The organism is Chlorogloea sp. CCALA 695 (assembly GCF_003003885.1).
Taxonomy (GTDB): Bacteria; Cyanobacteriota; Cyanobacteriia; order Cyanobacteriales; family Chroococcidiopsidaceae; genus Aliterella.
Window position 1 is genome coordinate 68,372 of record NZ_PVWN01000017.1, and the last position, 13,345, is coordinate 81,716.

The 13,345-nt window shown below is 40.5% G+C and carries 14 protein-coding genes; 6 read left to right on the forward strand and 8 right to left on the reverse strand.

Annotated features, from left to right (window positions below):
• The first annotated feature begins 171 nt into the window (after positions 1-171).
• Positions 172-1,530 carry a UDP-N-acetylmuramoyl-tripeptide--D-alanyl-D-alanine ligase gene (gene murF / locus C7B70_RS11445; RefSeq protein WP_106369178.1) on the forward strand — a complete coding sequence of 453 codons (1,359 nt, stop codon included), beginning with the start codon at positions 172-174 and terminating at the stop codon, positions 1,528-1,530.
• Here murF and C7B70_RS11450 read toward each other — a convergent pair.
• The 6 genes from C7B70_RS11450 to C7B70_RS11475 form a co-directional block, all read right to left on the reverse strand.
• The gene (locus C7B70_RS11450) at positions 1,525-2,565 is read right to left on the reverse strand and encodes a glucokinase (protein ID WP_106369179.1); all 1,041 of its coding nucleotides are present in this window, start codon (positions 2,563-2,565) and stop codon (positions 1,525-1,527) included. The two genes, murF and C7B70_RS11450, sit on opposite strands and share 6 nt — an antisense overlap.
• Before the next feature lie 4 nt (positions 2,566-2,569).
• The gene (locus tag C7B70_RS11455) at positions 2,570-3,214 is read right to left on the reverse strand and encodes a histidine phosphatase family protein (RefSeq protein ID WP_106369180.1); all 645 of its coding nucleotides are present in this window, start codon (positions 3,212-3,214) and stop codon (positions 2,570-2,572) included.
• A gap of 7 nt (positions 3,215-3,221) precedes the next feature.
• Positions 3,222-3,902 carry an SAM-dependent methyltransferase gene (locus tag C7B70_RS11460; RefSeq protein WP_106369181.1) on the reverse strand — a complete coding sequence of 227 codons (681 nt, stop codon included), beginning with the start codon at positions 3,900-3,902 and terminating at the stop codon, positions 3,222-3,224.
• Between the two features lie 49 nt (positions 3,903-3,951).
• On the reverse strand, positions 3,952-4,770 hold the full coding sequence (gene larE, locus C7B70_RS11465) for an ATP-dependent sacrificial sulfur transferase LarE (RefSeq protein ID WP_106369182.1): 819 nt from the start codon (positions 4,768-4,770) through the stop codon (positions 3,952-3,954).
• A 70-nt stretch (positions 4,771-4,840) separates the two neighbouring features.
• On the reverse strand, positions 4,841-7,090 hold the full coding sequence (locus tag C7B70_RS11470; RefSeq protein WP_106369183.1) for an ATP-binding protein: 2,250 nt from the start codon (positions 7,088-7,090) through the stop codon (positions 4,841-4,843).
• Between the two features lie 420 nt (positions 7,091-7,510).
• Positions 7,511-9,340 (reverse strand): sensor histidine kinase, encoded by a 1,830-nt coding sequence (locus C7B70_RS11475; protein ID WP_106369184.1) that lies wholly within the window; start codon positions 9,338-9,340, stop codon positions 7,511-7,513.
• Between the two features lie 108 nt (positions 9,341-9,448).
• Between C7B70_RS11475 and C7B70_RS11480 the strand changes: the two genes are divergently transcribed.
• A complete protein-coding gene (locus C7B70_RS11480; protein ID WP_106369185.1) occupies positions 9,449-10,315 on the forward strand; it encodes a branched-chain amino acid ABC transporter permease in 867 nt (288 codons plus the stop codon).
• Positions 10,316-10,360: 45 nt separating this feature from the next.
• On the opposite strand, the gene C7B70_RS11485 is transcribed toward C7B70_RS11480, so the two are convergent.
• Positions 10,361-10,504: a photosystem I protein PsaX gene (locus C7B70_RS11485; protein WP_106369186.1), complete on the reverse strand. Its 144-nt coding sequence runs from the start codon at positions 10,502-10,504 to the stop codon at positions 10,361-10,363.
• Positions 10,505-10,621: 117 nt separating this feature from the next.
• Positions 10,622-11,527: a lipoyl synthase gene (lipA, locus tag C7B70_RS11490; protein ID WP_106369187.1), complete on the reverse strand. Its 906-nt coding sequence runs from the start codon at positions 11,525-11,527 to the stop codon at positions 10,622-10,624.
• A gap of 217 nt (positions 11,528-11,744) precedes the next feature.
• Here lipA and C7B70_RS11495 point away from each other — a divergent pair, with 217 nt between their 5' ends.
• From C7B70_RS11495 to C7B70_RS11505, 4 genes are all read left to right on the forward strand, one after another.
• Positions 11,745-12,290, forward strand: a complete 546-nt coding sequence (locus C7B70_RS11495; RefSeq protein WP_106369188.1) for a PleD family two-component system response regulator — start codon at positions 11,745-11,747, stop codon at positions 12,288-12,290.
• 70 nt (positions 12,291-12,360) lie between these two features.
• On the forward strand, positions 12,361-12,531 hold the full coding sequence (locus tag C7B70_RS26325) for a hypothetical protein (protein ID WP_158260483.1): 171 nt from the start codon (positions 12,361-12,363) through the stop codon (positions 12,529-12,531).
• On the forward strand, positions 12,532-13,047 hold the full coding sequence (locus C7B70_RS11500) for a PAS domain-containing protein (RefSeq protein ID WP_106369189.1): 516 nt from the start codon (positions 12,532-12,534) through the stop codon (positions 13,045-13,047).
• Positions 13,048-13,070: 23 nt separating this feature from the next.
• Positions 13,071-13,283, forward strand: coding sequence for an ATP-binding protein (locus tag C7B70_RS11505; protein ID WP_339376702.1), 213 nt, complete (start codon positions 13,071-13,073; stop codon positions 13,281-13,283).
• Positions 13,284-13,345 lie beyond the last annotated feature (62 nt).

The window sequence follows — 13,345 nt, forward strand, 5'->3', positions numbered from 1 at the left end:
ACTGAGTAAAATTGAAACTCAATGTAAGAGTTGATAGCAGGCAAAGATATAAGTGTAGATGCCGAAAGAGAACTCCTGTTAAAGAGGCAAGTTAAAACATTTGCTTTTGTTAGGTTAAGACAAATTCCTGAGACAATAGCACGAGTCGATTAGGAATTTTTAACGCGAACTATGCCTTGTAGTGCCACTCTTGCCAAATTAGCGGAAATTATCGCCGCTAAACCAATAAATTTATCTGACGCTGCAATAGGTGCGATTGCCAGCATCACAACTGATACCCGCAATATCAAGCCGGGAGATGTATTTGTAGCTTTACGTGGCGAAAACTTTGACGGACATGAATTTGTAACAGAGGCGATCGCTAAGGGTGCGATCGCGGCAATTGTTACCCAGGATTTTGCAAGTCCAGATTTACCAGTATTACAAGTCAAAGATACCCTCCAGGCATACCAACAAATCGCCCAATGGTGGCGCAAACAATTTTCTATTCCCGTCATTGGCGTAACGGGTTCGGTAGGCAAAACTACAACTAAAGAATTAATTGCCGCAGTTTTAGAAACTCAAGGCAAAGTCTTGAAAACTAGAGGAAATTACAACAACGAAATTGGCGTACCCAAAACCTTGCTAGAACTAGGCTATGAACATCAATTTGCAGTAATTGAAATGGCAATGCGGGGAACAGGGGAAATTGCTTTATTAACTCAAATAGCGATTCCCACCATTGGGGTAATAACTAATGTAGGCACAGCACATATAGGACGCTTAGGATCGGTTGATGCGATCGCCAGAGCAAAATGTGAATTATTAGCAGAAATGCCAAAAAGTAGTATTGCTATTCTCAACGCAGACAACAAACGATTAATGACGGTTTCTGCCCAAGTTTGGCAAGGAAAAACTATTAGTTATGGCTTAGAAAACGGCGATTTGCAAGGACAATTGCTCGATAACGAGACTATTCGTATCAAACAAACACAGCTATCTTTACCTCTAGCAGGTACACACAACGCCTCTAACTTCCTGGCGGCTATAGCGATCGCAGAGTCTTTAAAAATTGATTGGGCGCTAAACGCTACAAACTTAACAGTAAATATGCCTGGGGGGCGGAGTCAACGTTACGAGTTAGCAGGCGACATTGTAATTTTAGATGAAACTTACAACGCCGGACTCGAATCTATGATCGCAGCTTTGCAACTACTGGCTCAAACACCAGGAAATAGACGCATAGCTGTATTAGGATCGATGAAAGAATTAGGCGACTTCTCGAACGATTTTCACACCCAAGTAGGCGCGAAAGTAAAAGAGTTAAATTTAGATGCTTTACTAATTTTAGTTGATGGCGCAGATGCTCAAGCGATCGCCAATGCCGCAAGTCCTTTAGCCGTTGAATGTTTTACAACTCCTACAGATTTAGTCCGGCGATTAGGTGAATTTGTCCAAAAGGGCGATCGCCTGCTTTTCAAGGCCTCCCATTCTGTAGGATTAGATCGAGTAGTTAGCCAGTTTCGCACCGCTTGCAGCCAACAACTATAACTTTGCAGCGTTCATTGCTGCCCCAATTAGTCCTACTTGAGGATTGAGAATAATGTATACAGGAACGCTTTTCAATAGCGAACTTACTCGCCCTTTATGAGTAAAAGCATGAAGAAAAGAACCATCTTCTAACAAAGGTAAGATTTTGGCAGCAATTCCCCCAGCCACGTACAAACCCCCATAAGGCAATAGTTTCAAAGCTAGGTTTCCTGCTTCTGCGCCGTAAGCTTCGACAAACATTTGCATAGCTTGTTCGCAAAGGCGATCGCGTTTTTCTAAAGCCGCCGAAGCTATAGCCGCCGCCGGATCGACAGTTCTTTCTCCTTTACCTGCTTCTTCTTCCCAAGTTCGGACAACTTGCCCAATAGTCGGCGACTCGTTGGCAAAATGCCAATCTCGCAAAAATTGGTAAATTGCAATAATCCCTTGACCTGACACCACCCGCTCTATAGAAACACTCGCAATATCGTGCTTATCTAGCAAATATTTCAATAGCTGAAACTCTAATTCCGAGCGGGGCGCAAAGTCTGCGTGTCCGCCTTCGGAGGCAAAAACTCGATAACTATCCCCATTTTGAATTAAAAAACCTTCACCTAAACCTGTCCCCGCGCCAATTACCGCGATGGGAGCAATTGGTTGTAAATTGCCACTTTGCAAAGAATACAAGTCCGACGCATCTAAACCTAAAATGCCATGTCCAACCGCTTCAAAGTCATTGATTAACGCAATTTGAGCAATACCCAATTCTTCCTCTAGGCGTTTTGCATCCAGAAACCACGCTAAATTAGTTAGCTTTACACTGTTATTGACAACGGGCCCAGCGATCGCAAAACAAGCCCTTGCTGGTGGCGACGAATCCCCTAGTTTTTGGGCGGCGGTAGCAAGAAACTGCTGCACCATTGGCACTAAATCGCTAAAATCGCGGCTGCGGTAGCGCTCCTCATACAAAGTCAGCAAAATTGATCCATCTGATGCTTCTACTAGCCGCAAGACAGTTTTAGTACCGCCTATATCTCCCGCCAATAATAAATTCATGAGCCTAATTAAACCGAATTACTTCTTCTACTTGAGCAAGGTGGGAGGTATCCCCCTTTAATTGCAATACCCAATGTGGATCGACGCGCACCACTTTAATTAAGCAACATAAAGCTGCTTTTATTTCAGTTTTGGCAACTCCTCCAACTAATCCTATTGTCGCACCGACTACCGATGCACCATGTCCTACTAGCAATATATCTTCGGAAAACTCCTCAGCAAGTTTTCTTGCTGTTTCTCCCGCTCTCAAATATGCAGTTTCTCCGATTTCTGGATATTGAGCAATGATGCGAGAATTATAGTTAGTATCAATCCGGGGAAATAATGCTCCTAAATCTTCTATTGACATTTTTTCCGGGGTTTCGCTCATCCACTCAGGATTTAGCCATTCACTTAGTCCAGATTCGAGTTTAATCTGCAAGTCTAGAACTTCCGCAACTTGATTTGCTGTTTGTACTGTGCGTAAAAACGGCGATGAGAAAATAGCTGTAATGTTCTCGTTCTTTAGACGTTGGGCTAATTGGGATGCCTGCACTAAACCATCATCAGAAAGCGGCGGATCGTAACGTCTTTCGGCAGTAAGAAACCAATCGGGATTTACAAAATCTAAGCGGTTGGCGTGTCTAGCAATCCAGATTGTTTGAGTCATTGTTTATCTATAAACTTACTTTTAATAATTGATTTCCGCCTTTTTGAAACTCATAATCAACTTGTTGGATTCCTGCCTTATATCCGCTATTGTCTAACTCCTGCAATACTGGTAAGAGTAAATCCGATTGCTCCCCAGAAATATTTAATAAGGGAAATATGCGTACTTCTTTCGCAACTCGGCACAATTCTTTAATAGAATTTAAGTGAAACTCTAATGATAAATGATCTGAGTAGGTAAACAGCAAATGAGAAACCAACGCTAAATCAAATTGTCGATCTTTAAAGGATAAGTTAGGTAATTCATCTAATACATAACGCCCCTCTTGCAATCCTAAAGGGAAATCATTTAAAAACTGATTCATTGCCTCCATTCTTATTTTTCCTAATTGTTCTGGCGACTCAATATTTTGCCAAACATAATTAGCTAAATTTGCTTTTAACCCATCAATAACTGTTTGGTAAGTTTCTTGAATCCGCCCAGAAATTTCATCGGCGCTAAATTGATAAATTGGATCGCACGATATTACTTTATGTCCTTGGCTCGTCATTTGGGCATTAAAACTAGCTGGGCCGCCTCCACAATCAAGAATCGATAAATTAAATTCATCGGGTGTTAGATTAAACATTCCAATATATTCCTTTAGCGATCGCCCCCAAAGAATAATCTTGTCTAGCTTAAAACCCATTTATTTATCCTTTTGTAGTGGGTATATCCAAATATACCTCTACATTTATCTAAACTGGCAAGGAGACAGGATTTAAAACCTGGTTTAATTTGCCACTGCGGTAGCCTTCCAAGTCTAAAGTCACGTACATAAAACCGTAGCTTTGAAAAGCTGAGACGACTTTCTGTAGATCGCACTTTAATACAAATTCCTTAATTTGTTCCGGTGCTAATTCAATTTTTGCCGTATCATCGAGCGATCGCACTCTCAAATTATTAAACCCTAACTTTCTTAAATACACTTCTGCTCTCCCTACACGCTGCAACTTAGCAATAGTAATTTCTTCACCATAAGGAAAACGAGAGCTAAGACAAGGTTGAGCAGGTTTATCCCACCAAGATAAGCCTAAAATTTGGGATATTTGCCTAACTTCAAACTTAGTGATGCCCAATTCTGCCAAAGGCGATCGCGCTCCTCTTTCTTTGGCGGCGGCGATTCCTGGGCGGTAGTCGTGTAAATCGTCAGCGTTTACCCCATCTACCACGTAAGGATAACCAAGCTCTTTAGCTAAGGGTTTAAGAGTGTCGTGCAACTCGCTCTTACAAAAATAGCAACGATTTACTGGGTTTGCTCGATAGTTGGGATTGTCCATTTCGTGAGTTTGGACTATTTGATGAGCAATGCCAATTTCGGTTGCTTGAATGCAAGCGTCTTCTAACTCCTCCGGTAGCAGCGAAGGAGAAGCCGCCGTTACAGCTAGAGCGCGATCGCCTAGCGTATCATAGGCAACCTTGGCAATCAAAGCACTATCTACCCCCCCAGAGTAAGCAATTATCGCCCTCTCCATCTCTGCAAATAAGGTTTTTAGTTGCTCAATTTTTTGTTGCATTTTTCATTACTTTAGGTCGCTCTATTTTATTTTAAAGATTTTGCTTATAAAACTTCAAGTTTTGCTTTCTTTAGGGCAATTGTGACATTGGTAGATGCAATGTAAAACAACTTCCTTGTCCCATTTGCGATTTTAAAGTAATGTCTCCCCCATGCAGCCGCGCTAATTTGCGTGACAAAGCCAAACCTAACCCTGTACCTTCATATTTGCGATTTAAACCGCTATCTAGTTGTTTAAAGGGCTGAAATAACCCTAATTGCTCTGCTTTGTCTATTCCAATCCCTGTATCTATTACTGATAACTCTAAATTATTTCCACTTTTTTTTACTTGCAGCGTTACCGATCCATGTTCTGTAAACTTGACGGCATTAGATAATAGATTTACAAGTATTTGTTTAACTCGGCGGCGATCGGCTACCCAAGTTGTGACATCACTAGCAATTAATATTTTCAGTTCCAAGTTTTGTTGTAAACATTGTTCTCGAATAAACGCCAAGCAGCTTTGACAAAGTTCCTCTACTACAATCGTTTCTACAGCTAGTTCTTCTTTCCCGGCTTCTACCTTAGATAAATCTAACAAATCGTTAATGAGTTCCAACAAATGATTGCCGCAACTTGCGACACCTTCTATGTATTGTTGTTGTTTGGCGTTTAATGGTCCGAAAATTTGTTGTAGCAATATATTAGAAAATCCTAATATCCCCGTTAATGGGGTTCTTAATTCGTGGCTCATATTACTTAAAAAGTCACTTTTCGATAAATTAGCCGCCTCAGAAATTAATTTTTCTTGTTCTAATTGTTGAGTGCGTTCTTTAACTAATTTTTCCAGCATCTCATAACTTTGAGCATTGTAGAGAGCGATCGCTGCTTGATCGGCAATTTGTTTCAATAGTTCGATTTCCTCTTTACTAAATGCTCTATGTTTGGTAGTTGTATGCAAACTTATACCACCAAAAAACTTATCTCGAATATAAATAGGTGTTTTTAGGATCGAAAGAATTTGTCCATGCTCAATTAGCGCCAATTCCTTGGTTGAAAGTTCTGATTGTTCTTTCTCTGTAGGTACGTGCAGAACTTGATCAGTCTGGGATTGTGTTCCCGGTAACAAGTCGAGCCATTCCCCGATTGGTTCTTGAAATCCCTGGATACATACAACGGATTCCCTTGCTCTCCATTCACTACGAATGGAAATTTGTTCGTTTTCTAAATCAATACAAAAAATAACTACTTGGTCTACTCCAAAGTATTCGCCAGTTAGTTGAACTATTTTTTGTAAAATAAATTCTGGATCGAGACTAGAATTAATTGCTCTAGCGATTTGGTTTAAGGTTTCTTCTCTACCTGCTCGTTCTTGAATTTGGCGAAACAACTTAGCTTGGTGAATTGCGATCGCGCAACGCTCGGCGATGGTTTTAATTAACCCTATTTCATCTTCAGTCCACTGACGAACGCGATCGCACTGGAGTAAAACAATTTCGCCTAACTCGATCTGTTGGTGCAATAAAGGAGCAATTATTAAGGAGCGAATTCCTCCCTCTAAAGCAATTTGCTGAATTTCTGGCGCTACAGTATCGTCAATAGTAGACATAACTACTATTTCACCTAGCTTTAATTGAGCTTGATAGTGTGGATATAAGCCGCACTTACTATCAACAAAATATTTCTTAGCGGCGTTAGCTTCGCTAACGTAGTTAATGTTCATTTCCCCTTGATGATTCGCTTGAACCATAATGCAGCAACTAAGGTTCAAATTTAACTGCAACATATTAGCGGTAGTTTGCAGCATTTCATCTATTACTAAAGTACCGCGCATTGCTTGAACAATCTGATTAATAATTGCTTCAGTTTTCGCTCTTTGCTCAACTTTCTTTAAAGCTGCTTGCTGCTGACGACGCATCGCAAACTCTCTTAGCGATCGCTTTAAAACTACTGGCAAACGAAATAGCCGATCTTTAAGTACATAATCGGTCATTCCAGCTTTAATACAGTCAACGGCGGCTTCTTCTCCCAAGCTCCCAGTAACTAAAATTAACGGAATTTCTCTTCCAGTTTTTTGTAGTATTTTTAACACTTGGTACGCTGTAAACTGAGGTAAACGATAATCTGCTATTACTGCATCGTAAGTATGGGCTTGTAGCAATTGTTTAGTACCTTCTAAGGTATCTGTAGATTGATAGGAAAACGGTATTTCTGCTTTTTCTAAAACCAGCGTCACCAATTCCACGTCAGAAGCTACATCTTCGACAATCAATAAGTTTAGGGATAGTTCGATGGGCAATTCTTGCCAAGATCCAGCTTGAGAGCAATCTAAATCAGCCATTATTTGACTACTGCTAAAGTATTATTAATTGGATAGCGCTCAAAATATAAGGATTTATAATTATAAATATATTTTTAATTTATTTAGCTTAAACTCTAAATGTATCCTGTTTTACATTTGGTCAAAGATAGCGATTTTTTCGTGCCGCACTGAATTATTTTAGGTTTCTCATTACCAGCTAGAGCTGGAGTATCAACTGTTTTTTAAAACTTGAAACTAAAAATAATTAAGACTTTGACCTATCATAACTGCTGCGCTCGACCTTGCATACTCTTATCCGTAAAACAAATTTATTAAGGCTAAATAGGCTCTAAAAAAGTATTGCTAACTACTTATTTCAAGTCAACTCTATTTTAAATCATTAAACTCATAATTTTATAATTTTAGCTGTACAGATTTTACAACCCCAAGAGATAATTATTAAACTTTAAAATAAAATGTTGTACCTAAATTGGGTTGACTTTCAGCCCAAATTGTGCCGCCGTGACGGTGAATAATTCTTTGGACGATCGCAAGTCCAATGCCTGTACCGGGAAAATCTTGTGGGGGATGCAATCGCTGAAATGCAGCAAACAACTTATCTGCATATTCCATTTGAAAACCGATGCCGTTATCTTGAACAAAAATTGTGCTGTCAGGTAAAAAACCAATTTTAATTTGAGGCGAACAGTGAAAGCTGCTGAATTTAACAGCATTGTCGATTAAATTACTAAATACTTGTTGAAGTAGAATAGGATCGCCGATTACGGAGGGTAATTCTGTAATGGTAAATTTTATTGCAGAATTATTTGTATGCTCCATCGCCAAAGCAACGGCGGTATCAACCAAAGGACGGAGATCAACAGTTTGTTTGATTAATGGTTTTTGCCCAATCCGCGACAAGCTCAACAAACCATCAATCAGAAATCCCATTTTCTGGCTGCTGGTATCAATTACATTAAGATAATGAGCTATTTTCTCATTTTCTAAAGCGCCAGTCGGTTCTAACCTTCGCTCCAGAGCTTCAACAAAACCAGTAATATGTCGTAAGGGAGCGCGTAAGTCGTGAGAGACAGAATAAGAAAATGCTTCTAATTCTTTATTAGTCAATTCTAGTTGTGCGGTACGCTCATTGACTTTTTGCTCTAAAGTTTGGTTAAGTTGCCTAACTTCAGATTCTGCTCGTTGCAAATCGGTCAGTTGGCGCTCTAAAGATTGAGCCATGTAGTCAAAAGTCTGCGCCAAGAAGCTAAGTTCTTCTTGACGGTTGGGTAAATTGGTGCGAGTAGTGAGATCCCCCGCCGCCAGAAGTGCGGTAGCATTGACTAAACTTTTTAAAGGACGAATCCAAAATACTTCGCTACCAATCCAAGCTATAACAAAAGCGATCGCGGTTACTAAGGCAAGTCCTAGCAAGTTACGCTTCAAAGTCCGGTTAGCTTGAGCAAAGGGATCAGTTTGGGAAACGCTAATAGCCGCCATATATCTATTAGGGTCGACAGAGTAGTTTTCCTCTGTAGCTACATATAAATGTTCGCTACCATCTACACTACGAATTTTTGCTATATCTTTGCTTGTAACCAGCATATGTTTAATGATTGGCAGATGCAAAGTAGATTTTACTTGCAACTTTTTCGGCTCTGGATAACGAGCGACTTCCAAACCATTGCGATCGAGTATGCTTAAAGCTGCCCCTTCAGGAAGCAATATTTTTGGGATAATTGTACTGAGCCAATTAGAATTTAAGATTAAAAAGACTGTCAATTCTACTTGATTTTGCTCGTTTAATATTGGGTAGGCGCAGACTACAGAGTTTTGATTAGAGCCATGCTGTGGAGACTTGCCTACAGTAAAAGTACGATTGGTTATTGTTTGTTGCAACCAATAGCGTTCTTGGGGTTTGATTGGCATAGAATAGGGCAAAGCACTACAAACTATGTTGCCATTGGCTTTGACTACCCCGATGTTTTCATAGATCGGGTAAGACTGTAACACATTTTTTAAAAGGGCTTCACATTCTTTTGCTGCTGGAGTGTGAACTTGAGCAAATTTTGCCAGTATTAATAATAATTGTTGAGCATTTTGAAGAAGCTGAGTTTGATGCGTAGCCGCATGTCTACTAACTTTGAGCATCTCTGCTCTTGTTTGATCTATACCCAAACGCCGAGCTTCGATCCCATTGTAAAGGGTCATCCCTAGTACAGGTACGATACAAACAAGTATCAGCAAAATTGAGCGATCGCGCAAGCTAGTAAAATAAAAACGGCGCATATAGTGCAGCTAATTATTTATTGAGTCTCATGGCAAGCAAAGTTACTTTTCCTAACTTCTCTCCACACTCTATCCTGATAATCAATACTTTTTAGTTAAAAATAACCTATGGCTGGACAACTAGCGCAATTATTCATCAATGGCATTGCTGTCGGCAGTATTATCGCTTTAGCGGCGGTAGGGTTAACGCTTACCTACGGTATCTTGCGCTTATCAAATTTTGCTCATGGAGATTTTATGACTTTGGGAGCTTACATTGCTCTTAGTGCCAATCTTCAGGGTCTAAATATTTGGCTATCGATAATTTTAGGTGGATTCGGCACGGTAGCTGGAATGCTATTGTCGGAAAAATTGCTATGGTCAACGATGCGCGATCGCCGAGCTAGTTCAACTACTCTAATTATTATCTCCATTGGGCTTGCTTTATTTATCCGCAACGGCATTATTTTAATTTGGGGCGGCGCTAGTCAAAGCTACGATTTGCCTGTTAGTGATGCTCTCACCTTTTGGGGACTACGAATACCTCAAAATCAGTTATTAGTTGTCGGGCTTGCCGCGATCGCAATTTTAGCATTGCATTATCTGTTGCAGTACACCAAAGTTGGCAAGGCAATGCGCGCGGTAGCTGACGATATCGACTTGGCGAGGGTTTCGGGTATAGATGTCGAGCGGGTAGTGCTTTGGACTTGGATAATTGCTGGAACTTTGACCGCTCTGGGAGGCTGTATGTATGGTTTGACTACCGGGTTGCGCCCTAATATGGGCTGGTTTTTAATTTTACCAATGTTTGCCTCGGTGACTTTGGGCGGCATTGGCAACCCTTACGGAGCGATCGCGGCGGCTTTGATTATTGGCATTAGCCAAGAAATGAGTACCCCCTGGTTGGGTTCTCAATACAAACTAGCTGTAGCCTTGTCGTTGATGATTGTAGTATTGCTAATTCGTCCTAAAGGCTTATTTAGAAGCACTATTTAAAGCAAAGGCGCACGCTAAATAACGTGCGCCTTCTTTTAGCTAATCCTAGGGATTAATCACGTGGAAGTAGATGGCGGCAACTAAAAAGTTACCAGCTAAAAGAAGCAAAGAAACAATAGTCCGAAAGGGATAAGGAGCAGTGCTATTATTCATAGTTGCGCCCTTGGGATCGTTCATTTTAGCTGTCATCAGTACAAATCCTTTTTCTTGTAACTTAATTAAGGAATACCAAAGAACGCTACCTTTGACTAGAAATCTGAAGAAATATTTTTGGTAATGGGTAATGGGTAATTGGTAATTGTTACCCTATTCACTTTCTCCCGCATGATAAGAACTGCGAACCAAAGGAGCCGATCGCACGTGTTTAAAACCCATACTCCGGGCAATTTCTCCTAATTGGGTAAATTCCTCTGGTGTCCAATACTTTTCTACTGGTAAGTGTGCTAAAGAAGGACGCATATACTGCCCCAAAGTCAAGCGATCGCATTCTATACTCCTTAAGTCTGCCATTGCTTCAATTACCTCAGTTTGGGTTTCTCCATGTCCGAGCATCAACCCAGATTTGGTAGCTATTTGCGGATCTAACTCCTTAACTATTTGCAATACTTGTAACGAGCGATCGTATTTAGCCCCCCGCCGCACTCGTCCTTGTAACCTTTGCACCGTTTCGATATTGTGGTTGTAGCATACAGGCTTTTCTTCTACCACCGTAGCAATGCGAGTTGGCCATAGCTCGGAACTTTCTCTACCACCCCAAAAGTCTGAAGTCAACACTTCAATTTGGGTTTCCGGGTTCAAGCAACGGGTATAAGCAATTACTTTAGCAAACCAACTTGCGCCTCCATCCGTCAAATCATCCCGCGCTACAGAAGTCAACACTACATACTTTAAACCCAATAGTTGCACGGCTTCGGCTATTTTTTGCGGCTCTTGAGGATCTAAAGGCATCGGTGCATGACCTTTATCTACTTGACAAAACGCGCACGATCTCGTGCATACTGGGCCCATTAATAAGAAAGTTGCCGTTTTTTGGGCGTAACACTCACCCCGGTTTGGACAACGGGCTTCTTCGCAAATAGTATGAATTTGCCGTTGCTTGATGATGCGTTGAACGGTGGAGATTTCCTTAGCTTTGCCTAAGGGACGACGCAACCAGTCTGGCATTGCTTCAATAGTTCTCGCTCCTCGCGCCAACGATGGTGATTCACTCATAAGTATTTAAACAATGCAAATAATTTTATAAAGACTACTAAGTAATCAGTAATATTACTTAATTTAACATGAAATAAAATCCCACCAAATTGCAGTTCTCAGTAAAATTTCTCTTGAATAGAAACTAACCCAAGCGTTAAGTTTAATTTAGGGTTATGCCAGTCATAACTACATTAGTAATATTACTACCTTAAATTCTCCCCTATAGGACTAACCCATGACCACCCGTAAAATTTTAGTTATTGACGACAGCCGCGTAATTCGGGTACGAGTAAAAGAAATGTTGCCCCCAGGTAACTTTGAAGTCTTAGAGGCAAAAGATGGCTTAGAGGGCATCAACTTAATTCGCCAAGAAATGCCAAACTTGATTATGCTTGATTTTCTCTTGCCTAAAATGAGTGGCTGGGAGGTATTTCAGCAAATTCAACAAAACCCCGAATTGCGTAAAATTCCTTTAGTTTTAATGTCTGGGCGCAAAGAAGAAGTAGTAGAGAAAATTCAAGAACCCTTTGAGCATTTTGAATTTATTTTAAAGCCCTTTGAGCAAAAAGACTTAATTGGCGCAATCAAGTCAGCAATGGCAAAATCTAAATTGCCCCCCAAAGGAACTACCACTACAACAGGGATTACTCGAAACAGTACGCACAGTACCGGAACGTCAGAAATTCAGGTAATGCAGCACAAAATAGCGAGTATGCAAGCAGAAATTAATGCTCTCAAACAGCAAATTGGGCAAATCGTCGGTTTTCTCAATAAAAAATAACAGTTTTCTCCTTTACAAACGGCTTCAAAGCTAACCTATGAAGTCTAATAATAGTAGGAATTTTCTTCCCGTGAAAGCCCTACTACCAAGTAATGAAACTGCCAGGCTGCAAGCTTTAAACAAGTATGAAATTCTTGACACGGTTACAGAAAGTGTCTTTGACAACTTAACGCGCTTGGCAGCGTATATTTGTGGAGTGCCAACAGCAATAATTAGTTTAATTGATCGCGATCGCCAATGATTGAAATCAAAAATCGGCATCGAAGTCTGTGAAACTGCTAGAGATATTGCCTTTTGCGCGCATGGAATTTTACAAATTGAGCCGTTTATTATCACCGATTTAGTAGATAACTATGGCAATGTTGTTGGAGTTGCCTCTATAGCTCAAGGTATTAGCGATCGCTCTAATGCCGAAAAAGCCCTTCAAGAAAACGAAAAAAAGTACCGTACTGTTGTTGACAACGTTAAAGAAGTAATTTTTCAAACCGATGCGACAGGATTATGGACTTTTCTTAATCCGGCGTGGACAGAAATTACCGAATTTAGCATCGATCAAAGCTTAGGAACAAATTTCTTAGACTACATACATCCTCAAGATCGCCAGCAAAATCTAGAAATTTCCCAACTTCTCATTCAACGTCAGCAAGAATACTACCGTCATGAAGCTTGTTACATAACAAATTACGGTGGCTATCGGTGGATTGAAGTTTATGCCTGTCCGAAGTTGGCACACCAGTACAGATTAGAGCCGTTATAAATAATGATGTTTTTCAGCTAACTATTGCCAATACTGGGTGTGCAATGACACTAGAGCAAATTGCTAGTATCGGTGCTTGCAGACAATTTGAGCGGGAGTTTTACGCTCAGCAGGGTTTGGGGTTGGGTTTAGTTATTGTCCAAAAACTCGCCGAACTGCACTATGGGCAATTAACTATTAATACTGCAAAAACGGCTCCCACTACAACAGTGTTCGTCGATCTTACAGCAATTTGAGATCAAACCCACTACAAATATCGTAAACTTTGAAGATGTAAAAAAGAAGATTATTAAGAAAT